This window comes from Blautia sp. Marseille-P3087 (assembly GCF_900120195.1).
Classification (GTDB): domain Bacteria; phylum Bacillota; class Clostridia; order Lachnospirales; family Lachnospiraceae; genus Blautia_A.
Genome location: NZ_LT635539.1, coordinates 228,628 through 252,463, shown reverse-complemented (window position 1 = coordinate 252,463; position 23,836 = coordinate 228,628). Strand labels below are relative to the sequence as shown.

General features: G+C 43.9%; 22 protein-coding genes. 2 read left to right on the top strand and 20 right to left on the bottom strand.

Annotation, left to right across the window (positions count from 1 at the left end):
• Positions 1 to 6: 6 nt before the first annotated feature.
• The 11 genes from acsV to BQ7344_RS01090 form a co-directional block, all read right to left on the bottom strand.
• Positions 7 to 1,935, bottom strand: a complete 1,929-nt coding sequence (gene acsV, locus BQ7344_RS01140) for a corrinoid activation/regeneration protein AcsV (protein ID WP_072521059.1) — start codon at positions 1,933 to 1,935, stop codon at positions 7 to 9.
• Positions 1,936 to 2,037: 102 nt separating this feature from the next.
• Entirely contained in the window at positions 2,038 to 2,826 is a 789-nt protein-coding gene (acsE, locus tag BQ7344_RS01135; RefSeq protein ID WP_015542884.1) for a carbon monoxide dehydrogenase/acetyl-CoA synthase methytransferase subunit, read from the bottom strand.
• Positions 2,827 to 2,906: 80 nt separating this feature from the next.
• Positions 2,907 to 4,253, bottom strand: a complete 1,347-nt coding sequence (gene acsC, locus BQ7344_RS01130; protein ID WP_015542885.1) for an acetyl-CoA decarbonylase/synthase complex subunit gamma — start codon at positions 4,251 to 4,253, stop codon at positions 2,907 to 2,909.
• Between the two features lie 25 nt (positions 4,254 to 4,278).
• A complete protein-coding gene (gene acsD, locus BQ7344_RS01125; RefSeq protein ID WP_072521058.1) occupies positions 4,279 to 5,220 on the bottom strand; it encodes an acetyl-CoA decarbonylase/synthase complex subunit delta in 942 nt (313 codons plus the stop codon).
• A gap of 304 nt (positions 5,221 to 5,524) precedes the next feature.
• Positions 5,525 to 7,654, bottom strand: coding sequence for an acetyl-CoA decarbonylase/synthase complex subunit alpha/beta (gene acsB / locus BQ7344_RS01120; protein WP_072521057.1), 2,130 nt, complete (start codon positions 7,652 to 7,654; stop codon positions 5,525 to 5,527).
• A gap of 17 nt (positions 7,655 to 7,671) precedes the next feature.
• Entirely contained in the window at positions 7,672 to 8,445 is a 774-nt protein-coding gene (locus BQ7344_RS01115) for an ATP-binding protein (RefSeq protein ID WP_072521056.1), read from the bottom strand.
• A gap of 44 nt (positions 8,446 to 8,489) precedes the next feature.
• Positions 8,490 to 10,382, bottom strand: coding sequence for an anaerobic carbon-monoxide dehydrogenase catalytic subunit (cooS, locus tag BQ7344_RS01110; protein WP_072521055.1), 1,893 nt, complete (start codon positions 10,380 to 10,382; stop codon positions 8,490 to 8,492).
• Between the two features lie 176 nt (positions 10,383 to 10,558).
• Positions 10,559 to 11,329, bottom strand: coding sequence for an ATP-binding protein (locus tag BQ7344_RS01105; protein ID WP_072521054.1), 771 nt, complete (start codon positions 11,327 to 11,329; stop codon positions 10,559 to 10,561).
• An 81-nt stretch (positions 11,330 to 11,410) separates the two neighbouring features.
• On the bottom strand, positions 11,411 to 12,337 hold the full coding sequence (locus tag BQ7344_RS01100; RefSeq protein WP_072521053.1) for a methylenetetrahydrofolate reductase: 927 nt from the start codon (positions 12,335 to 12,337) through the stop codon (positions 11,411 to 11,413).
• Between the two features lie 71 nt (positions 12,338 to 12,408).
• A complete protein-coding gene (locus BQ7344_RS01095; RefSeq protein WP_015542891.1) occupies positions 12,409 to 12,591 on the bottom strand; it encodes a CooT family nickel-binding protein in 183 nt (60 codons plus the stop codon).
• A gap of 105 nt (positions 12,592 to 12,696) precedes the next feature.
• The gene (locus BQ7344_RS01090) at positions 12,697 to 13,098 is read right to left on the bottom strand and encodes a cobalt transporter (protein ID WP_072521052.1); all 402 of its coding nucleotides are present in this window, start codon (positions 13,096 to 13,098) and stop codon (positions 12,697 to 12,699) included.
• 353 nt (positions 13,099 to 13,451) lie between these two features.
• On the opposite strand from BQ7344_RS01090, the gene BQ7344_RS01085 reads away from it, so the two are divergent.
• Positions 13,452 to 14,279 carry an aldo/keto reductase gene (locus BQ7344_RS01085; protein WP_235816011.1) on the top strand — a complete coding sequence of 276 codons (828 nt, stop codon included), beginning with the start codon at positions 13,452 to 13,454 and terminating at the stop codon, positions 14,277 to 14,279.
• Between the two features lie 144 nt (positions 14,280 to 14,423).
• Here the strand turns inward: BQ7344_RS01085 and BQ7344_RS01080 are convergent, their stop codons facing one another.
• The 4 genes from BQ7344_RS01080 to BQ7344_RS01065 are packed head-to-tail and all read right to left on the bottom strand — an operon-like array spanning position 14,424 to position 18,779.
• The gene (locus BQ7344_RS01080; protein ID WP_072521051.1) at positions 14,424 to 15,434 is read right to left on the bottom strand and encodes an NAD(P)H-dependent glycerol-3-phosphate dehydrogenase; all 1,011 of its coding nucleotides are present in this window, start codon (positions 15,432 to 15,434) and stop codon (positions 14,424 to 14,426) included.
• 12 nt (positions 15,435 to 15,446) lie between these two features.
• The gene (gene plsY, locus BQ7344_RS01075) at positions 15,447 to 16,103 is read right to left on the bottom strand and encodes a glycerol-3-phosphate 1-O-acyltransferase PlsY (protein WP_072521050.1); all 657 of its coding nucleotides are present in this window, start codon (positions 16,101 to 16,103) and stop codon (positions 15,447 to 15,449) included.
• A 5-nt stretch (positions 16,104 to 16,108) separates the two neighbouring features.
• On the bottom strand, positions 16,109 to 17,434 hold the full coding sequence (gene der / locus BQ7344_RS01070) for a ribosome biogenesis GTPase Der (protein ID WP_072521049.1): 1,326 nt from the start codon (positions 17,432 to 17,434) through the stop codon (positions 16,109 to 16,111).
• On the bottom strand, positions 17,397 to 18,779 hold the full coding sequence (locus BQ7344_RS01065) for a DUF512 domain-containing protein (protein WP_072521048.1): 1,383 nt from the start codon (positions 18,777 to 18,779) through the stop codon (positions 17,397 to 17,399). The genes der and BQ7344_RS01065 overlap by 38 nt, the downstream gene beginning before the upstream one ends.
• 202 nt (positions 18,780 to 18,981) lie before the next feature.
• On the opposite strand from BQ7344_RS01065, the gene BQ7344_RS01060 reads away from it, so the two are divergent.
• Positions 18,982 to 20,154 carry a ribose-phosphate pyrophosphokinase gene (locus BQ7344_RS01060; protein ID WP_072521047.1) on the top strand — a complete coding sequence of 391 codons (1,173 nt, stop codon included), beginning with the start codon at positions 18,982 to 18,984 and terminating at the stop codon, positions 20,152 to 20,154.
• A 76-nt stretch (positions 20,155 to 20,230) separates the two neighbouring features.
• On the opposite strand, the gene pgeF is transcribed toward BQ7344_RS01060, so the two are convergent.
• The 5 genes from pgeF to lepB all read right to left on the bottom strand — a co-directional run bounded on the left by pgeF (position 20,231) and on the right by lepB (position 23,741).
• Positions 20,231 to 21,082, bottom strand: a complete 852-nt coding sequence (pgeF, locus tag BQ7344_RS01055; RefSeq protein ID WP_072521046.1) for a peptidoglycan editing factor PgeF — start codon at positions 21,080 to 21,082, stop codon at positions 20,231 to 20,233.
• 20 nt (positions 21,083 to 21,102) lie between these two features.
• Entirely contained in the window at positions 21,103 to 21,453 is a 351-nt protein-coding gene (locus BQ7344_RS01050; RefSeq protein ID WP_072523308.1) for a YraN family protein, read from the bottom strand.
• A 77-nt stretch (positions 21,454 to 21,530) separates the two neighbouring features.
• Positions 21,531 to 22,286, bottom strand: a complete 756-nt coding sequence (locus BQ7344_RS01045; protein WP_072521045.1) for a ribonuclease HII — start codon at positions 22,284 to 22,286, stop codon at positions 21,531 to 21,533.
• Positions 22,286 to 23,140, bottom strand: a complete 855-nt coding sequence (gene ylqF, locus BQ7344_RS01040; RefSeq protein WP_072521044.1) for a ribosome biogenesis GTPase YlqF — start codon at positions 23,138 to 23,140, stop codon at positions 22,286 to 22,288. The genes BQ7344_RS01045 and ylqF overlap by 1 nt, the downstream gene beginning before the upstream one ends.
• Positions 23,141 to 23,147: 7 nt before the next feature.
• Positions 23,148 to 23,741, bottom strand: coding sequence for a signal peptidase I (gene lepB / locus BQ7344_RS01035; RefSeq protein WP_072521043.1), 594 nt, complete (start codon positions 23,739 to 23,741; stop codon positions 23,148 to 23,150).
• Between the last annotated feature and the right edge of the window lie 95 nt (positions 23,742 to 23,836).

Here is a 23,836-nt window from a genome sequence, read left to right as displayed (position 1 = left end):
CACCTCTTATCTCTGTTTTACGTTAGGGAACATGGATGCATCAGTATGCGGGATAAAGCAGGCTCCCACAAATTCATCCATGTAAGTCGGAACTGTCGAAAGTTCCATATAAGTCATATTGGATGCAAGCTCATATGTTTTCTTCTCTGCTGCTGTTGAAAGAAGCATCAGATATGCACCAGTCAGGGAAGAGTTGCCAATATAATGGAATTTATCCAGTGGTACATCCGGGAACATTCCGATATTGACTGCATTCTGCATATTGATTCCACTTCCGATACCACCAGCAACATAAACATCGTCTATCATGGATACATCGAAGTCCAGTGATGACAGCATTGTGCGGATTGCTGAGAAAATTGCGCCTTTTGCACGGATGAAGTTGTCAATATCTACTTCTGTGATCTCGACATCTTTTGCAGATCCTGCTTCCTCTTCAAATGCGATCACGTAACTTCCCATTCCATAATGGTCGTGACGGACTCTCTTTCCTTCACGGACAAATTTGCCCTTTGGATTGATAATTCCTGTCATATAAAGTTCACTGATCACATCAATGATACCTGATCCACATAATCCAACTGGCTTCGTACCCGGTTCACCGACAACTTTGTAAGTCGGCTCCATCGTTTCTTTGTCGATTGTACATGCTTCAATAGCTCCGTCAGTTGCACGCATACCACAACTGATATCACCACCTTCAAAAGCAGGTCCTGCTGAGCAGGCACAACTCATCATGAAATCAGAGTTTCCAAAAACAAGCTCGCCGTTGGTACCAAGGTCAATGAACAGTGAAAACTCCGGTCTGTTCCAGATCATACTTACCAGAGTACCTGCTGTAATATCTCCTCCGACATAGCTTCCGATATTCGGTGCCATGATGATGTGTGCATCTTTGTTGATTTCAATTCCCACATCCGATGCAAACAGAGAATTTGTCTTAAAGAATGCCGGAATATACGGCTCTGTACGCAGATAATCTGCATTGATTCCTGCAAACAGATGATTCATTGTTGTATTGGATGCCACACACATACGATAGATCTGGCTTTCCGGAAAATGAATGCTTCTGCACATCTCATGGATCATCGGATTGATTGTCTCTTTGATCACTGCATCCTGCAGTTTCTTGATTCCGCCCGGTTTTGTCGTCTCAATGATACGGTTGATTACATCTGCACCATAACGGATCTGACCATTACCGGAAGAACTTTTTGCAAGGATTTCTCCTGTTGCCATGTCAATGATCACAGCTGAAACCGTTGTCGTACCTATATCCACAGCAAGTCCGCCCATTACAACGTCTTCTTTGCTGTCAAAAATATCGTATACAAACATATCATCCGGAGTCACACGTACAACGCATTTTACCGAAAACTTACTTGCACGAAGTACATCCGGAAGTTTACGAAGAACTGTGTATGGCACTCTGATCCGTTTCAGATTCATAAATTTCCGAAGTGCTCTTGTCAGTCTTTCTACATCCGGCATGGTATCATCCAGAGTAGGTTCATTCATCTGAAGTTCTACTACTTCCAGACTGTTTCTCAACTGAATCCCGGTTTCTTCTACCTGATCTTTTGCTTTTTCAAAAATTGCAATTTCTTCCCTGGAACTTAAGTCAGCCACTTTCATTCTGCTCTTGTATGCAGAAGCGATATCCGGCACCAGCACTTCCACGTCAGCACTGATCTTGCTCATACATGCAAGACGCCAGCCCTTCTCAAATTCCTCATCAGAAATATGAAGTGTTTTCTTTGAGTCCAGTTCTCCGCTTTTTAACTGCACTCGGCACTTTCCACAGGCTCCGTTTCCGGAACATGGGGCATCGATTGCTACATTGGCACCACGTGCAACCTCCAGAAGATTATCCCCCGCATTGGCAAATGCTTCTACCTCACTGCCATTTTCAAATGTAAATGTTACCTTAAACATGCGGTAACCACCTTTCTCGCGTCGATATGCAATGCAAAAAAGGCCAGAGGCCGCAAAGCCTCCAGCCCTTTTGTACCTACAGTCGTAAAAACGACAGACTGATTAGATTTCCAGATAAGAATCTGCGTACAGATAGTTATTTTTGATGATGTCACAGGATTTGATTGTTTCCATCAGACGAAGATCGTTAGGGTTAACGATTGCTGAGGTAAGTCCCTGCATCATAGCCATAGCTACCATAGCGGAGTCCATGATCGGACGGATATGTTTCGGCATACCGTTGGAGTTATTGGAAAGACCACCGGTGCTCTTCATTCCCATGTCAGAGATCATTTTGATGAATTCAAGGACTTCCATCTGTTTGTCCTGCATTCCTTTGATAACGAGGAATAACGGGTCGAACCACATATCGTTCTCAACGTCCATACCCTGTTCCATACCTCTCTCCATCAGAGTCTGCATGTACATCATACGTTCGTCATTGTCTTTTGCGATTCCTTCGCCGTTGCAAAGAGCGATAACGATTGCATCGTTTGCTGCTGCAACATCAACATATCCGATTCTTCCAGCTGCATCAGCGGAGTTTACGATCGGTTTTCCTTTGGAACGGTTGTATACAGAAATACCAGCTTCGATAGCTGCTACATTGGAAGTATCCAGTGCAAGCGGAACATTGTCGAAGTTGCTCTGCAGAAGTTCTACAGCCCATTTCATAAGTTCCGGTCCATCGTTTTCTGCTGGTCCGATATTAACATCCAGATATGTAGCACCTGCGTCGAGCTGCTGTTTTGCTCTCTTGAGGATCGGCTCAGCATCTCTCTCTGTGAATGCTTTATTAACTGCCGGTGCTGTTGTGGAAAGTCTCTCTCCGATTGTAACAAATTTTGCCATACCTGTGTTCTCCTTTACATGGTTTTAGATGTCTCAGGGAGTATTCATTCTCCCTGAGCATAAATTTTATTTTATGCGGCTTATGCCTGCATATCTTTTAAGAATTTCACAAGCTGTACTGCTTCTCTAGGTCCTACGATAATCTCCCATCCCGGAAGTTTTGCTTCAAGATCACCCTTGAGGACTGCTACTTTACCCGGAATAACGAGTTTACGGCATTTTACCTTCGGCTCTACTTCTTCTTTGATGTACTCGGAAATGCTGGTGCTGGAGAATTTACCAGCTGCCCAGGATGTCAGTACGGAAAGTCCGCCTGCATCATTGATTACAAGATTAAGCGGAACACCGGAACGCTCCAGTTCACCGGAAACTACGAAATATGTAAGAGCGAAGTCTACAGTTGTAACAACGAGAGAGTTCTCATCTGCTCCGTTGAGTGGGTAGATACCCGGCTCTACTTTCATTGGTTTCTGTGGGTCTGTATATACGTTCTGACGAAGACCGAACAGTGGAAGTGCCTCTGCATAGGTCATCTGTTCCATAACGATGATGGAACCGTATTTCATTGTAAATACGGAAGCAAGTGCTGCCTGTAAATGATGATCTCCCTTAGCAATTTTAACCAGGTTAACGATGGATGGATATCCAAATGTTCTGTCCTGATCTTTCAGTGCTGCACGACGAACCTGTACAGTGTTTGCGAAGGTTTCTTTGACGTCAGCGCCTGTTGTGTCAAGAACAAGGTTCTTGTTGCCAAGTTTTTCAAGTGCTGCTACTGTGTCATATAATTCGTTCAGGTCTTTACCGGATACACCGAGAACAACACCAGCTTCTGTAGCAACAGCATTCATTGCTTCGTAGTTGGAAGCATTTGCACCGTTCAGAACCGGTTTGCCGTCTTTGCATACTTCAAGAGCTGCTTTTGCGATCTCAGGATCTGTACATCCGAGAACCAGAGTTCTTCCAAGACCTTTTGCTTTTTCTACAAGTGCTGTATATTTTGCTGCGTCTGCATCTGCATCACAGTTTACATATACAAGCTCTACATGCATTCTCTCACCGATACGGTCATAGTCTACATGTGGGATTGCTGCAAGCTTAGCATCTACTTCTGCATCATCCATGCATGTGCAAAGGGATACAGCGTATCTTGGTTTGCTTACAAATGTTTTTTCATGTCTGAACAGAACAGTTTCTCCTCCGAGAGTGAATTCTGCATCACCTGTTCCGATCTTGATTGTCTTCATCGGCGGAGCAGTTGCCTCAGACAGAGAAGCCAGTGCTTCGTCAGACATATGTGGACACTGCTCAATCTGCATTGCGCCCTGTGCAACTTTCATGGAGAAAGCCATACATGTCGGACATCCACATTCCTTACAGTTTTTCTTTGGTGTTAATTTAAAAATCTGAATACCATTCAGTGCCATAGCTATTTTTTCCTCCTATTATTCCTTACGCAAGTGCTTTGATCAGTTTGGAAATAGTCTTGACAGACTCCGGATGTCTTAAGATTACGGCATCAGAACCAGCTGCAAGGTCTGCTGCTGCTGTCATAACTTCCATATCGATTCCACGCTCGTCTGCTGATCCCCATTCAGGCATATCAGCTTCAGAAGCGGTTGCTTCTTTAACTGCCCATGTCTCTGCGGATACAGGTGTAATAATAGGCATCTGCAACATATTGTCATTCTGACCTAATGCTGCACCTTTGATACGGTCCATTGTAGAAACAACGTACTCATATCCGTAACCAGCTGCTGCACTACCGATGTTCATAACGATTTTCTTCGCATCAACACCAAGCTGTGTAGTAACAACGTTTAACTGTTTTGCAAGGTTGATATCAACGGCTGATTCAGCGCCGACGATCTGATTGTAAGCAAGACCTGCTGCTGCACCGATTGCTTTGTAGTTTTCTTCTTTTTCGGAAAGAAGAAGGGCATTTCTTCCCTGAAGGACTTCTGCTACTTTCGGGAGAAGTTCCGCATCCTTCTCTACGTTTTTGCAGCCTTCTACAACCAGTGGACAGTCAATAGCGCCTGCTACTTCTTTAACAACCTCGATCAGTTCATCGATAGATTTGTTTACCCCGTTCGGATCTCCACCGTCAAGGATGAGGGCAACAAAATCTGCGCCTTCGATAGCTGCTGCTTTTTTTGCGATATCAGCCATGGAAGTAGCGCCTTCATAATAAGCTTTTACACCTTCGGAAAACTCATCCAGACCCAGATCTGAAATCTCAACACCGATCTTTGGTGTGTTCTCTGTCGGTGCATCAAAGGTGTAGAACGGGAAAGAATTTTCTCCGCCGATTGTCACAGTCTTATCTCCGCTTCCGATTGTGACAGCGTTAATCTTTGCATTAAATTTCTGTGGTTTCTGATTAAACGGCATTTCTCATAAGCCTCCTCTAAATTATTAAAAACTCAACTACTATTATACTACATAAAATTACCAGTGACAAGATAACACAGGTCTTTTACGTTAAAAAAATATCAAAAATCGTCACATGTGCAAAGATTTTGCACTGTCACAGCCGGTTGTGTGTAACAGCTTTACGTTGTGATTCGATTTTCATTTCAGATAAACCCTGAATTTTTCCTGCGACTCGCTGTTTGCAACAGCTTTACGTCGCAGTTCAAAACTCAGGGTTAACTCCCCAGAAAATGAATGCGAGCATTCATTTCCTTTGCGGGAGTTACATCATTGGATCCATAGCCAGAGCCGGATGTCCTTTTTCGGTCAGGTATTCAACCAGTGCTTCCGGATCTGTTGCTACTGTCTCATCACCGATCATATCAGTGAAGTTTTCAATTCCGTAAAGTTCCTGTGCTGTCTTATTCAGACGTTCAGCAACGAATTCTTTCAGTTCTTTCGGCATCCATACGATACGTTCGATACCGCCTTCAGCCTTCATAAATTTCTTAGAGGAAATGAAGTGTTTTCCATGTCCCATGAAACCAGGTGTCTGAACACCGCCGCCTGTCATGGATGCCATTTCAGGGAATGTCATTCCAAGTGGTGTCATGCCTGCATACTCACGGTTTGCAATTACAACACCGTTGGAGAATGGCTCGATACCGCAGATACACTCGAAGCATCCACAGGAAGTCATAGGATCCTGCATGATGGAGTACAGAGTAACGTGCTCCAGAGCACCCTGTGAGAATTTCTGAACTGCTTCATCAACGTCTTCGTAAGAACCAAGGTTCTCATCGATCGGACGTTCTTTTGTGATAACCTGGCAAGGTCCGTTCGGATCAAGCTGATGTGTTGCTTTTGCATCCAGCCATGAAACGGCACCGCAGAGACCAAGTCTTTCTGGCGTTACTACGCAGACATGACTCGGGGAGAATGCCTGGCAGAGGATACAGCTGTAATATACGTCTACAGATTCATCTGTCAGAGTATCAAGACGTTCATCACGTTTGTCAAAGATCGGGATTGCAACTTCATGACGTACTCTTGTACATTCTGCCGGATCTGTATAGATAACAACTTCACATTTGTCAACAACTGCGTCAAACTCGTTCTTAACAGAAGCGTAAAGAACTTCACCGATATGTTTGATCTTGAAGCCTGCGTTGAATGCATCAATGCTGATACGGATACGCTGCATATCACGCTGTCCTGTATGGTATACACCTTCGATACAGTTGATGTAGTTATGGAATTTACGTTCGATAACCGGTTCAAAGTCTGGCTGCATGTTCTTGCCTGCAACTTTAACAATATAGGCGATGCTGTTCTTGCTTCCAAGTTCCATGTCGTCTACTTCCGGTCCAACTACTGTAATCTTGTGATCTTCTACTTCGGAAGCGTCACATGTCTGTACAAGCTCTGCACAGTCTACACGGGAACCATCGAACTCAACCTGCATGTCTTTACGACGGATGATCTCACCTTCGAATGCGGATGCAAATGCAACCGGAATATCGATATTTGTGATCTTGATCTTGATGTCGCGAGCTTCAAGAGATGTAGCATTGAATTTGCTTACGTCTTCCTGAACGATCAGGCTCTTTGGTACACGGAAGATGTTTTCTGTTTCGTTTGTGATTACCGGGAATCCAAGTGCGATAGCACCAGCTCCACAGGCTACGATCACGTCATCCAGAGGTTTGAATGCGTTTACGAATGCCGGTACACGGTCCATTGTATATTTCATAAGTGTGCCTGCATCTCCAGGTGTTACATTACCGAAGATCAGTGCTGCACGAAGTGCAACGGATACTACATGGATAACTGCTGTAACGTCTTTGCCAAGCGGAATAACACGTACGTTTGCACCTGTCTTCATTCCTGCTTCTGCAACCTGGTCGATGATTCCGCCAACCAGTGTTACGAGGATACCCTGTGCCTGATAGCTCTTTACAAGAGCAACGCCTTCTTCTACGGATGGAGCAGAGCCGAGGATTACAGCTACACCAGGGATATCTCCTGTTACAAGCGGTACACCAAGCTCACGGATTACTGCATCTGCAAGATGTCCGTAGCATGGTTCTTCATATGGTGTTGCGCCATCAATGTATTTGAGAACTTCAATGAATTCTGCGCAAAGTGCTGTAGCAACACCAGACATGAATGCATCGTTTAATCTTTTTTCTCTTGTCATAAGTGTTTTAACAACACCAAGAGCTTCTTTTAATTCTTTTAAAGTCGTAACTTTGGTTCCTGTTACAGCATAGTAACATGGAAGGCTGTAAGCGGTGTTCGGGAAGCTGACAGCTTTGTCTTCGCCATACTGAGCAATTGCGCCATCAATAGCGCCCTCTGTTAAACCATATACAGCATCATTTCCGCCGAATACTCTATCAAATAAAGTCACTTTAATACCTCCTGTTTTTACAGATTTGAATTCTGATCAATCTTTTCTTTTATTTTTGTGATTTCAGCTGTTACAGTCTCACTGAAATCATAAGGGGATTTACCCTGACGGTCAGCGTCGATAACCTCCGTATTGTAATGGAGTATGCCAAGAAGGTCTTCTGCCGGAATTCTGGAACGGATAAATTCCTCATCTTCTGTGTTTCTGACCTTGTTTGCCACAACCTTAACCTGTGCTACTCCAAGATCACCGGCAAGGCGCTTGACATTCTTGTAGGTCTGTACGCTTCTTGCACCTGGTTCGATCACTACGATAAATGCGTCAACTCCCTCTGTGGTTCCTCTGCCGAGATGTTCCAGGCCGGCTTCCATATCAAGAATCACCACATCTTCTCTTCTCAACACCAGATTATTAATAATACGTTTCAGCATTACATGCTCCGGACATACACATCCGCCGCCGCCTGTCTCGACAGTTCCCAGGACAAGGAGCCGTACGCCGTTGCAGACCTTACCGTATTTATCCGGAATATCGTCTACCTTTGGGTTCAGATGATAGAACTGATTTCCTGCAGTTGCTCCTGTACGTTCCTCCACAAGCTTACGCATTTTGGAAATCGGAACGATAGAATCCAGTGTTTCTTCATCAAACCCCAGTGCCAGGCCAAGATTTGCATCCGGATCCACATCTGCTGCAAGTACCGGTCTGCCTTCTGCTGCATACAATCTCGCGAGCGTTGCTGCAAAAGTAGTTTTGCCTACGCCGCCTTTTCCTGTAACTGCTATTTTCATTTTATGTCATCCACCTTTTATTACATTTTTAAGATTACAGCAGATTAGATTCCTAATGCTGTTCTCTTTTCTTCAATTCTTTCGATCATCAGATCAACTAATTTCTCGATATCTGTTTCTACTGTGTAAGCAGCACCTGTCCATTTTCTTGTTCCTTCTGTAAGAAGTTCACCCATCTCTGAAGAACCGGAAACATATGGATCAACACCAAGGAAGGTATCAATACCGGTACCTACTACGTAGTTACCGATGGATACAGCTTTTTCAGACATCCACTCAGGAGCACATCCAACTACCGGAAGCTGATTGATCTGAAGTCCTGAATCTTTTGCAAGTTCAGCAGCCAGGATCATCATACGGGAGATATCTACGCAGGATCCCATGTGGAGTACCGGCGGGATATCAGCCAGCTCACAGACACGTTTCAGACCTGCACCGCAGAGTTCTCTTGCGGATTTGTCCATCAGACCAGCTTTTGCAGCTGCCTGTGCTGAACATCCGGAAGCGATGACAACGATATCGTTTGCGATACATTTCTTCATCAGTTCGATATGTGCATAGTCAGGACGGATCTTAGGATTGTTACATCCAACCATAGCAACAGCACCACGGATAACACCGGAAGTGATGCACTCAAGTAACGGTTTGGTTGTTCCTGTTTCGTCTACCTGAGAGTTTGTAACACCGTCAAGAACTTTAACAATTGCTTCTACTGAGTAACCAACAGTAGCTTTCTGTTTCAGCTGCGGGATATGTACAAGTTCTGGTTTTCTGTTCTTGAAGTTATCGATAGCCATCTTAACGATTGCTTTTGCGTTTTCTCCTGCTGTCTCAGCGTTGAATCTGATAAATTCAGAATCCGGCATCTGAGCGATTGGAGAAGTTGTGATAAATTTGGTGTGGAAGCATTTGCTCAGAGGTCCTAAGGCCGGGAAAATACACTGAACGTCTACTACGATTGCTTCGCAGGCGCCTGTCAGTACTACGTTTTCCTGCTGCAGGAAGTTACCAGCCATCGGAACACCACGACGCATAGCTACTTCGTTTGAAGTACAGCATACACCGGAAACTGTGATTCCTTTAGCTCCTACGGATTTTGCATAATCGATCATTTCTTTGCTGTCTGCATATTCACAGATCATCTCAGAAAGACTCGGATCATGTCCATGTACAACGATGTTTACGTTTTCTTCAACCATTACACCAAGGTTAGCTTCTGTATCAATCGGCTTCGGAGTTCCGAACAGTACGTCAGAGAACTCTGTTCCCATCATGGAACCGCCCCATCCATCAGCCATACCGCAGCGAAGGGACTGTTTTACAAGTGCTTCCGGAAGAGAAGAACATCCCATATGGGCCATATGCATAGAAGTTGCAACCTCACGGTCGATAGCACGTGGTGCGATTTCGTTCTCGATCAGTTTTTCTTTCTGTCCTTCCGGCATTCTGTCAAGGAATCTCTGATATCCGAATGGTTTACCATATTCCATCAGACCGATCTCAGCCATCTCATGAGCCAGATCATAGATATCTTTTCCTTCTGTTTCTACGCCCCATTCTTTTGCGATACGGATCAGTTTCTCAGGATCTTTTACCTTATAGTTTCCGTCTTCTTTTGCACAGTACAGTGTGTGGCAGATCTCACGACCGTGATCAGAATGAGTAGCTGCACCGCCTGCTGTAAATTTCAGGAAGTTTCTTCCTACGATACCGTGTGCGTCACATCCGCAGATTCCTCTCGGAGCCTTAGGTGTGATACGGCATGGTCCCATAGCACAGATTCGACAGCAGATACCCTGCTCACCGAACTTACAGTGTGGAGTCTGGTTTTTTACACGAAACTGCCAGGCATCTGCGCCTACCTTTGCGCCAGTTTCCAACAGTCTGTTGGTAGCAGCTTCAAATTCTTCCACTGTAGTTAATTTGAATTCACTCATTATAGACCTCCTTTTAACGATACATGATTTGACATGTATTTTTCTTTTCTTTCTTTTTTATGTAATAACCTCACTGACAGAACCCATCCCCCGCCATGGGTTATTTTTAAATTAATAAAAAGTGCTTTTTCCAGCACAAATGCCCTTGCTGCCAGTTTTGACAGCAAGGGTCTTTTTTACAGATTTAAGTTTTTGATAATTTCTTTCAGTGCGACTTTCACCGGATTATCTTCCGGAAGAGACGCTGTCGGACGGCCTTCGCAGTCATATTCATAGACTGTGTCATCCTGTGGAACTACACCGAGAAGGTGCAGACCCTGTTTCTCTATTTCTTCTTTGATTCCATCATTCAGTTCACCTTTCGGTGCACGGTTCACAATAAGCCCCACTGATTCCGGATGCATATTGCATTCATCGATCAGTTTTGCAATTCTGCCAACCGCCTGAACTCCTCTTCTGGAGCAGTCACTGACAAGGATTGCCGTCTGCATGGACGGAAGGACACCTCGGCTGATATGTTCCATACCTGCCTCGTTATCCACAACGATATAAGGATAGTGGTTCTGATATTTTGCAAGCTGCGCCTGAAGCAGGCCATTTACATAACAGTAACAGCCTTTTCCCTGTGTTCTTCCCATAACGAGAAGGTCAAAGTCATCTTCTTCAGTTAACGCATCCTCAAAACGCATCTCTGCGTAATCTGCTTTGGACATTCCTTTCGGAATCGGACTTTCTTTAACCAGTTCTGCCTGTGCAATTTCTTCTCTGACGTCGCCGAGAGTTGTCTCAACTTCCACTCCGAGGACTTCATTCAGATTGGAGTTTGCATCTGCATCTACTGCAAGGATTGGTCCTTTGCCCTGTTCGCAAAGATACTGAATCAGCATTCCGCATAAAGTAGTTTTACCAACGCCGCCTTTTCCGGCGACAGCAATCACGTGTGCCATAATAATAGAGTGCCTCCTGCTCTAATTCCGCATTTATGAAATTATAAATCCGTAATTTAGTCTTTCTAGTCTTACTTCGAGTTATACAAGTGTACGCATACCGGATTCTTTGATGATCTCGCTTACGTCTTTCCACTTGTTCAGTGCATACAGATGGATACCTTCTACGCCGAGAGCGCGATATTTATCAATCTGTTTGATTGTATATTCGATGCCGGCTTTCTTGAAATCTTCTTTCTTCTGCTCAAGAGCATCGTCGAATGGAGCTTTGTCGAATGGGTTCGGGAAAATCCAGTATTTGGAAATCAGTCTGGAAAGTTCACGATCCATTACACAGCCGTTACGGGACAGTGCCATGTTGATTGTAGCAGCCTGATCAAGGATTGGCATAATACCTACATCGATTGGCATTGTAACACCAGCTTTGCGGATCTTGTCCTGCCAGCGTGCAAACTGTTCCATATCCCAGCAAAGCTGAGTCATGATATAGTCAGCGCCGTTGTCCTGTTTCATTTTAAGGACAGATATATCAGCATCCAGACTGCGACATGCAATATGTCCTTCCGGTGAACCTGCTACTGCGATTTCAAATTTGTCGCCAAATTCTTTACGGATAAATTTAACAAGGTCTGTTGCATAGTTGAAATCTCCGCCTGTGGAATTCTCTCCACGCGGGAAGTCACCACGAAGTGCAAGGATATGATCAACGCCTTCGCTTAAATAAGTTTCAAGCTGATCTTTGATTCCCTCTTTTGTGTTTTTGATAACTGTGAAATGAGTTACCGGTACAGCGCCGGCTTTCTTAACCATCTGACATACTTCTCTGTTGGTGCCGACGTTTCCGCCGCCTGCTCCGTATGTAACAGAAATGTATTCCGGTTTGAACTCACAGAGATGTTCAATTGTTCCCGGAAGATTTTCCATTCCCTTGTCTGTCTTCGGCGGGAAGAGTTCAAAGGAGAGGAGCTGTCTTTCTTTCATCAGTTCTGTTAATTTTACTGTTGCCATATTACATACCTCCACATATATGTTTTTTATCTAATGGGTTTTCGTTACCACCCTTAAGATCTGATTAAGATTTATTCACAGGCCAGCTTTACAATGCTGTTTGCCAGATCCACCATAAGGATACGGCCTTCTACAACTCTTTCATCACCCATGATATCTCTGAGTACAAGTTTATTTCCGTCCACATCGATTCTGGCTACATTTTTGAAGATTACAGAATCATCACTTTCTTTATATACTGTTGCAAGACACATATTTCTGCCTCCTATATTATGTCATTGTCTATATTCACGGATTTCATGTTCAAACGCCTTTACCTGCAAGTATAAGTGGCATTTTGACCTTTGAAGTCCGGTATATTATTTCATTTCTTCTTTAACTAAAGTCAGCGCAAGTCCCAGCCGCATATTGCCTTTCTGGAAATCAGCCACTGCTTCTTTGATTGTCTTAGCTGAATTGCCAAGGCCCATCTTCTCAAGGTTGTCGGCCATCTGGTCGAGTTCCGCTGCGTGGTGTTCATTATGCTGAAGCATATATGTCAGCAGCGCAACCGTTTCTTTCTTACAATCACCGCCCTCACAGGATCCGCAGTGATCTGTACTCCCACAGTCTCCATGAGAATGTGTGTGTTCCCCATCGCCATGTGTGTGTGAATGTGTATGTGTCACACCGTCCGCATGAGTATGTTCATGAGAATGCTCCGGTGTATGTTCATGTCCGTGCTGAACGAGATTTCCGTTCTCATCTTTAATAAGATGCATGTTATTCTCCTTTCTCCGGTTCTACCTCCGGAACGCCTGTAAACAGGCGCACTTATGACAAGAATTTATCAATTAAATCCATTATACATCTTTTATTTCTGTTTATCAAGAATATAATAAGAAAAAATAGACAAAAACAGTTGTCGTTCTCTTACTTTTTTTTACATATTTATAAATCATCAGCTTATGTTTTTGTTACGTAAATAACATGGTCGTTAAATTAATAACACCCGATCATTTACATTATTCCACAACACTTGTATTAATTTTTTAACATATTTGATGTTCTTCTTTCACAATTTCATGGTATAATATACAAAAATTGTGGATTTTGCTTACAAGGAGGAATCATTTTGACCACTTCCGTATTTTTAAATAATGACCGTACCATGCCATTACTCGGTCTGGGATTATATAAGATCACTGACAATGCCGAGGCAGAAACAGCGATCACTGCTGCTGTCCAGAACGGTTATCGGCTGTTTGATACGGCATCTGCTTATAAAAACGAAGAATTTGTCGGACATGCCCTTGCAAAATGTGGCATTTCCCGCAAAGATCTTTTCATCACCACAAAGATCTGGAATAATGCGCAACGGCTTGGTGATGTAGAGGGTTCTCTACAGCGAAGTCTTGACCGTCTTGGTCTGGATTACATTGATCTCTACCTGATTCATTGGCCGGTTCCGGGCTGTTTCTTAAACACATGGAAAGACATGGAAAAAATCCTTGAATCCGGACGCGCGCTTTCTATCGGTGTCAGCAATTTTGAAATTCGCCATCTCGAAGAACTTCGCAGAGTCTCCGGCATCGTACCTGTTGTCAACCAGATTGAATGCCACCCTCTCTGCTACCCTAAAGAACTGATTGAATACTGTCAGTCAAACGGAATTCAGGTACAGGCCTATGCCCCTCTGGCGCGAGGTGCTTATCTTGACAATGATATTCTTTGTGTTCTCGGCACCAAATACGCACATACGCCGGCACAGGTCGGACTTCGCTGGGCAATCCAGAAAGGAATTTCTGTAATACCAAAGTCCACTCGCCCGGAACGTATTGCTTCCAATGCCAGAATTTTTGATTTTACAATTGACCAGGAAGATATGGATCTTCTTGATACACTGAATCAAAATTATCACAGTGCTTCTATTCCGGAGGATCTCAGGGATATTGTTTTTTAATTTTTATCTTGGACTTAAGAATTGCATTTACGTGCTTATATGGCAAAGCAAAACCGACTGATCAGACCGATCAGCCGGTTTCTTTTATGTATATTTCTCTTGTATCATCTTTTGTATTTCATATCGGTTGTTTTATCTTTATGTTCATTGCCACGGAAGCATCGGTGTTTCCACTTTTTTATCGCGAAGCATCAGATCACGTACCGCATCAGCAGCCGATTTGTCCTCAAACAGCACCTTATTTACTTCCATAATAATCGGCATATCTACATCATACTTTTCCGCAAGGCTCTTCGCCGCTTTTGCAGAATATACGCCTTCTACTACCATCTTTACTTCGTCCATTGCCTGCTGCATGGTATAACCTTTGCCCATAAGATAGCCAGCTTTACGGTTACGGCTGTGAACACTCGCGCAGGTTACGATCAGGTCTCCCATACCAGTAAGTCCGTAGAAAGTCTCCTGACTTGCTCCCATCTTTGTACCAAGGCGGGCAATTTCTGCAATTCCACGTGTGATCAGTGCAGCTTTTGTATTATCTCCGTATCCAAGACCATCTGCGGTACCTGCAGCAAGTGCGATGACATTTTTCAGTGCCCCGCCAAGTTCCACACCAAGAATATCCGGGGTTGTGTATACACGAAAGACCGGACTCATAAATATTCCCTGAAGGTACTCTGCTATTTCCCTTTTTTCAGCGCTGACTACGCAGGTTGTCGGAAGACCTCTTCCCACCTCTTCTGCATGGCTCGGACCGGAAAGGACACAGACATTCGCTGTCGGAATCTCTTCACTGATAATATCACTCAAAGTCATCAGCGTATGTTCCTCAACACCTTTTGCCACATTGACAATGATCTGGCCTTCTTTGACAAACGGAGCCATCTGTTTTGCAGTACTTCTGGTAAAAGGAGACGGCACAGCAAGAACTGCTACATCCACATCTTCCAGGCATCCCTCGAGGTCTGTCGTGATTTCAACTTCTTCCGGAATATGAACTCCCGGAAGTTTTGATTCATGTTCACGTTTTTCGTTCAGCATCTTTACTTCGTTTTCAAGTGCTGACCAGAGTTTTACCTGATGTCCGTTTTTGTGCAGGAGCAGTGAAAGGGCTGTTCCCCAGCTTCCAGCTCCCAGTACATTTACTTTTGCCATTTGCCCCACCATTTAACCTTTCTTTGTTTTTGATTTACTCAGAAAGACCTTGCTTTCTGTTCCTTTTGATAATCGTACAATATTTGCTCTGTGACGCCAGAATGCCAGTACAGTAAGCGCAGCCATCACAAGATACATTTCCGTCGTATGTATTCTGTCCATACCATATCCACTGATTTCTCCAAATACGATCATCGCAATCAGAGCTGCCAGATAGGAGGTCAGAGAGCATAAAGAAACATAGTGTGTCGTAAAAAAGAGTGCTAAAAACACCACTGCACAAATCACAAACAGTCTCCAGTCAAATGCGATCAGGAATCCGACAGACGCTGCAATTCCCTTTCCTCCCCGGAATCCAAGTGTGATCGGGAAATTATGTCCGAGAATACATCCTGCAGCGGCATAAATGCAGAGCAACGGTATTATCTCTGCCGCCCTGTCTGCAAAAATCAGTCTGACCACCGCAATCGCAAGCACACATTTCAGGCAATCACCAACCAACGTCATTGCCCCTGCTTTCTTTCCGAAAGTACGCAGGGCATTTGTCGTTCCTGCGTTACCGCTTCCATGCTCGCGAATATCGGTTTTGTGCATTTTTCCGATGATATAGGATGTCTGGAAAAGCCCAAACACATAGCCAATCAGAATACTAATCAAACGTTCCGTCATTTTACTCAGCTCTTTTCCCCGCGTTCACGGATAATAAATTTCAGGGAAGTTCCCCTGAAGCCAAATGCATCTCTTACTTTATTTTCGATATATCTGGTGTAAGAGAAATGCATCAGTTCTTTGTCATTTACAAAAATAACAAATGTCGGTGGTTTTACGCCCACCTGTGTCATATAGAAGATCTTCAGGCGTTTGCCTCTGTCTGACGGCGGCTGCTGCATCGCAACTGCTTCGGAAAGAATCTCATTGAGTACACCTGTCTGAATACGTAAAGTCTGGTTCTCAATAACTGCATCAATTGTTTCAAACAATCTCGGCAGACGCTGACCTGATTTTGCAGAGATAAATACCAGTTCTGCATATGGCATGTATGCAAGTACTTCGCGGATACGGTTCGTGTGCTTGTAAATGGTCTTGTCGTCTTTTTCAACTGCATCCCATTTATTAACTGCGATCACAACGCCCTTGCCACGTTCATGTGCAATACCAGCGATCTTTGCATCCTGCTCGGTCACACCTTCTGTTGCATCAATCACAACAACAACCACATCTGCACGCTCCACTGCCGTAACTGTACGGATCACGCTGTAACGTTCCAGTTCTTCTTTGATTTTGCCTTTGCGCCGAAGGCCTGCTGTATCAATAAAGATATATTCTCTGTCTTTCCATTTAACTTTTGCATCTACTGCATCTCTGGTTGTTCCGGCAATATCCGAAACAATCACGCGGTCTTCGCCAAGAAGCTTGTTGATCAGGGAAGACTTACCTACGTTTGGCTTTCCTACAACTGCGATCTTCGGAATATCCTCATCCTCATCTGTATCCGCATCCTCCGGGAATTCCTTTACAATTTCATCCAGCATATCACCAATACCGGTACGGTTTGCTGCTGAAATTGCAATCGGTTCACCGATTCCCAGATTATAAAACTCATAAACATCCATCATGTATTTCTGGACACTGTCTACTTTATTTACGACCAAAACAACTGGTTTCTGGCTTCTGCGCAGCATATCTGCTACTTTTGCATCAGAATCCACAAGTCCCTGCTGCACATCTGTAATAAACACAATTACATCAGCTGTGTCGATGGCGATCTGTGCCTGCTCTCTCATCTGTGATAAAATAATATCTCCACTGTCAGGCTCGATACCGCCTGTATCAATCAGTGTAAACGCCTTGTCCAGCCATGTCACATCTGCATAAATTCTGTCACGGGTAACACCCGGTGTATCTTTTACAATTGATATCATTTCGCCTGCCAGCGCATTAAATAACGTAGACTTACCAACATTAGGCCTGCCCACTATTGCCACTACCGGTTTGCTCATACATTTGTCTCCTTATCTGTTTTTTATTTTCTGTCGAATCCAGCACTGCTGATACAAGGTCAGCCCCTGCCGGATCTACAACGATAATCTCTCTTCCAAGTTTCTCGGAAAGTTCAGTTACTGTAATGTCGTCGAGAAAAACATTTTCCCCACTCCTCAGCATATTACACGGAATCAGAAGTCTGTCTCCAAGCTTTCTGTCGGAAAGCTGTTCTGTCAGATCCTGTCCGGTAATAAGTCCGGACACCGTGATTTTTTCGCCAAAGAAATTATTCTTGATGGCGATCACCTCAAACGTGATCTTCGGATATTTTTCTCGAATGATTTCCATGCATTTCTCTATATAGGGTGCTGCTAGTCTGCCTGTCGCAACGGTAACATGATATGACCTGTCATCACCATCTCTATTGGCAACGGCTTCGCGCACTTCTGTATCCAGAAGCCGGAGCATACCAACTCCGTTTTCCAGCTGCAGATATCCATCATAGCGTCCTTCTTCCGGAAGTTTCTCCCCTGCAAGAATGTACCATTCATCTGACGCATGGATAAAGTGGATTCCATGTTTTTCGTACATAATCTTCTGCCAGCGGTGTATCTGCTCCAGAACTGCTTTTGCATCTTCTTTTGTAAATGACTCCAGCGGATAAAGTCCGTCACGGAATTTCGTAAGACCGACCGGAACCACGGACACACTCTGAAGAACCGGTGCATATTTCGCCATTTCCTGCAAGCTGTATTCCAGCTCTTCTCCATCATTGACACCTTTGCAGAGAACAATCTGCCCATTCATTGTGATCCCTGCCTCATAAAGCTGATCCACTTTTTTTAATGCATCTCCTGCAAAACGGTTGTGCAGCATTTTGCACCGAAGCTTCGGGTTCATCGTCTGAAAAGATACATTAATCGGTGAAAGATGGTATTTGATCACACGGTCTATATCTTTCTGACTCATGTTCGTCAGTGTCACATAGTTTCCCTGCAGAAAAGAGAGCCTAGAATCATCATCTTTAAAATACAGGGTCTCTCTCATACCCGGCGGCATCTGATCGATAAAGCAGAACATACAGTGATTGCTACAGGAACGGTAATCATCCATCAGACCATTCTCAAATTCGATTCCAAGATCTTCGTCGTAATCCTTTTCAACTTCGAGCTCCCAGAGCTCGCCATTTGCTTTCTCTATCAAAAGCTCTATATATTCATCATTCAGGAGATAACGGTAATCAAACACATCTTCCACCGGCTGGTGATTGATCTCCGCCAGAACATCTCCCGGTTCCAGTTCCAGTTCTTCACCAATACCGCCCGGAAGAACGCTGGAAATCACATGTTTCTTTTTTTTCATAGAATTCCTTTCTGATTTGTGACCATATCTGAGCTGCGTCATATGAGAATTTGATTTTAATATCCCAATGGACATATTACCCCAGATAATACTACTATAACAATTTCAAAGGTAAAAATCAATAAATTCCTTGACTGGATTTAGGGCAAATGTTATAAATGTATTAGGACTCAGTTTGAAAACTACACCTAGGAGGAATATTATGCCAAATATAGAGTTACTTGAAAAATCAACTCCAACCGCTCCGATTCGTATCGTAGCACTTGAAGGATGTCAGGATCTGGCGAAGGAGGTTGACAAGAAACTTGTAAAATTCCGTAAAGAACTTGCAGCAAAGAAAAAGCCAAGTACAATTCCGCAGGGTTACAGCCTGCCTTCTTTTCTGGTTGATTCCGAGATTATCCGATTCGGTACAGGCGAAGGTAAAGGATACATCAAAGAATCTGTTCGTGGTACGGATCTTTTTATCATGGTTGATATCACAAACTACAGCCTTACTTATAAAGTCTGCGGCCACGAGAACCATATGTCTCCGGATAACCACTATCAGGATCTGAAGCGTATCATTTCCGCCGCTACCGGTAAAGCACACAGAATCAATGTCATCATGCCATTCCTTTATGAAGGCCGTCAGCACCGTCGTACCAAGAGAGAATCTCTTGACTGTGCACTGATGCTTCAGGAATTAAGAGATATGGGCGTATCCAACTTTATCACCTTTGATGCACATGACCCACGTGTTCAGAATGCAATTCCTCTGGACGGCTTTGATAACTTTTTCCCAACCTATCAGTTCCTGAAAGCCCTGGTAAAAGAAGTCAACGATTTCAAACTGGACAACGATCATCTGATGATCATCAGCCCGGATGAAGGTGCTATGTCAAGAGCTGTGTACTTCTCCAACATCCTCGGCGTAGACATGGGTATGTTCTACAAACGTCGTGATTACTCTACCGTTGTAAACGGTAAGAACCCGATCGTTGCACACGAATTCCTTGGTGATTCCGTAGAAGGCAAAGATGTTGTCATCATCGACGATATGATTTCTTCCGGTGAAAGTATGCTGGATGTTGCAAAACAGATTAAAGAGCGCCACGCAAAACGTGTATTCATCTGCACCACATACGGTCTGTTTACAGATGGTCTTGATAAATTCGATGAATACTACGAAAAAGGCTGGATTGACAAAGTCATTACTACCAACCTCAACTACCGTCTGCCGGAGCTTCTGACCAAGCCTTACTACATCGAAGCAAATATGAGTAAATATCTTGCAAGTATTATTGATATCATCAATCATGATGTTTCCGTAGAAAAAGTTCGTTCCAGCAACGAAAAGATCATGGAACTTATGGAAAAAGTAAATAATCGCTGATTTTTAATGGGAGCCTGCATTATGCGAGCTCCCATTTTTTGCTGAATCATCCAGATATCTGGCATGTATTTTTCTTCTATTTTAATCCGAGAAATGCTCCAAGATTTCCTCTTTTACCATGCGATGCACGATGAGAAAACAGGAAATCCGGATTGCAGCAGGTGCAGATTCCAGGCATGGAGATGTGCTTCTCCGTGATTCCTGCTTCCGTAAAAATAATCTTATTTGCTTCCCAGAGATTTAACTGATATTTTCCGTTTTCCTTCTTATAAAAAAGTTTTTCCCAGTGTTCCGGTGCAAAAGATTTCTGAAATTCCAGTATCACATCTTCACTGACCTCATAGCACTCCTGGCAGATAGACGGTCCAATGGCCGCATACACATCAGCCGGATCTGTGCCATATGTTTCCTGCATTTTCCGAATCGTAACTGCACCGATTTTTGCAACAGTCCCTCTCCATCCGGAATGAGACAGGCCAATCGCATGATGCACCGGATCAACAAAATACAGCGGCACACAATCCGCATAAAATGTTGCCAGCACCAGACCTCGTACATTCGTGATCATTCCATCTACATCTGTATAAGGTCTGGGCTTCGTAATCCCATTTCCGCGGTCCTCTTCTGTAATAATGCGTACATTCGCCGTATGTGTCTGATCCGAAGTCACGATATCTCTTTCCGAAAAGCCAAGTGCAGCCGCAAATCTTCTGTAATTTTCATAAACAGCGGCATCCTTATCTCCTCTTGTAAAACTGAGATTCATGGATGCATAAATCCCTTCACTTACTCCACCCAGCCTTGTGCTGAATCCATGCACAATATCCGCAAACTGTTCAAATGCCGGATATGTAAGCCAGGTCACACCTTTGTTTTCTTTTATCTGCATATGTGAGGCAGTTCCCTCATGCCATCTGATTTCCGCCATCCCATTTTTCCTCTCTTTTGTCACTTACAATAATCAAATGCATTTCTTATCCACTGAATCTGTTGTCCATCAATTGCAACAACATCAAATCTGCATGGTGGTTCCTGATACCCATAACGAATCAGGAAAAAACTTGCTGCACGACTGATCCGTTTCTGTTTATGTATGTCTACTGCAGCAGCCGCAACCCCATTACCGCCGGAACTTCGGTATTTTACTTCAACAAACACCAGATATTTCCCATCTCTGGCTATCAGATCGATTTCTCCGCTCTTGCAGCGAAAGTTCTTCTCCATCACCAACAGTCCCTGTTTTTCCAGAAAGGCAGCCGCCTGATCTTCATAGCGACTGCCTGTTTTTCTTTTATTGATGCAAAACACTCTTTTCTGATTTTATGTCGGTATCTTTCGTATTCTTGAATTTATGTTATTGTAACACAACTTTACTGTCACACAAAGTTTTTAATAAATGTTGCACGATGAATTGGTGTCGGTCCAAATTTCTTCAATGCTTCAATGTGCTCCGTCGAACCATAGCCTTTATTGGATGCAAAACCATATCCCGGCAGTGTTTTATCGTATTCGACCATCAGACGGTCTCGAGTAACCTTCGCCACAATACTTGCCGCTGCAATAGAAGCACTTTTAGCATCGCCTTTTATGATCGGTACCTGCGGAATCTCCACTTCCGGGATCGTAACCGCATCATTCAGCAGAAGCTGCGGAGTAACCTTCAGCTTGCTTATTGCCTGACGCATGGCTTCATAGGTTGCCTGCAAAATATTGACCTCATCAATCTTCGCCGGTCCGACCATCCCGATACCAACCGCCACTGCTTCACTTAGAATCACATCATAAAGTTCTTCTCTTTTATGTGCTGTCAGCTTCTTTGAATCATTCAGGTACAGAATCTGATGATCCGCCGGAAGAATTACCGCGCATGCTACTACCGGGCCAGCCAACGGCCCTCTGCCGACCTCATCTATTCCACAGAGATAACCCAGATGTTCGTATTTGCGCTCATACTGCATCATCTGTTCCATACGGAGTTTCTCTGCTTCCAGTGCCTTTATTTTCTTTTCGTACTGCAAGATCAGTTTCTGTACACCACTTCTGGGATCTTCATGGTAGCAATCACACATGCTCTGCCAGTCGGCTTCTCCCGCCGCTGCAAATTCATCTTTTATTTCACCGATCTTCTTCATCAGTTTTTCTCCTGCTCTGCCCACTCCAGAGTGATGCGCCCAATTTTTCCTCCCCGGAAATCGTCAAACAGAAGTCCGGATGCCTTTGTATAATCCAGTTCTTCCCCTTTTTTGAGGCAACCGCGTGCTTTCGCGATGCCACCAAGGATTTCTACGGCATTTCCTGCCTCGGAGATTCCATAGCGTTTCTCAAGAAGACCTGTATAACGTGCTTTCAGATAGTCGATGAGCTTTAATGCCAGTTCTTCCATATTCAAAATATCATCTTTGATCGAACCCACAAATGCCAGACGGATTCCAACTTCCTGATCCTCAAATTTAGGCCAGAGAATTCCCGGTGTATCCAGAAGTTCTACATTTTTGTTCAGACGGATCCACTGTTTTCCCTTTGTAACACCCGGTCTGTTGCCGGTCTTTGCACAGGCTTTACCTGCAAAAGTATTAATGAAAGTAGATTTTCCCACATTTGGGATTCCCGCAACCATGGCACGAATCGGTCGATTTTTGATTCCTCTTCTGCGGTCGCGTTCGATTTTCTCTTTGCATGCTTCCTGAATCACATTCTGTATGGTCTTCATGCCAGCTCCATTTCTGGAATCCACTTTTACTACATGAAAACCTTTACTCTGAAAATACTCTTTCCATGCCTCATTCTGTCTCTCATCTGCAAGATCCGCCTTATTCAGAAGAATCAGACGTGATTTGTTCTGTCCGAGCTGATCAATGTCCGGATTTCTGCTGGAAAGCGGCACTCTGGCATCTACCAGCTCTATAATCAGGTCTATCAGCTTCAGGTCTTCCTGCATCTGTCTCTTTGCTTTGGTCATATGACCCGGATACCACTGTACGTTCATATATTACCTAACCTTTCGTAAATCCCAGTTTTTCAAAGGGCGCACACGTAAACCAGATTTTGCCTGCGATATAACGTTTCTTTACCATACCGATATCTGCATACCGGCTGTCTTCACTGTTGTTCCGATTATCTCCAAGGACAAAATATTCACCGGATTCCAACGTAATGGAACTGGACGCAAGCCCCGGATTGCTGATCATAGGAAAATCTTTGCCCTCTTTATATGCTTCCCCATCTATCAGGATCCGTCCACCCGAAATCTGGATTGTCTCTCCCGGAAGTCCGATCACACGCCGGATATGCAGTGCTGCATCATCACTGGCATTCGTTCGAAACACGATCAGATCTCCTCTTTTTGGGGAAGAGAATTTATATACCACACGGTTTATAAAAAAACGGTCACCAACCGCAATCGTCGGTTCCATCGAACTTTCCTGCATCGTCACTGTCTGAAACAGCATAATACCAACCATCGCAGCCAGTACCAGTGTAACAACGATTTCAAACACCCAGCGCATAAAGCCGCGTACTTTTTCATCTTCCAGTTTTTCTTTTGCTTCCTGAATTTTGGGACTTTGTTTCCAGTTTTTTATATCCATATTCATTCTCCCATAATGGAATCACAGTATAATCAGTGGACGTGCCACCGACACCTCTTCAATATGCAATGCAAAAAGAGGGACAATAGCTGTCG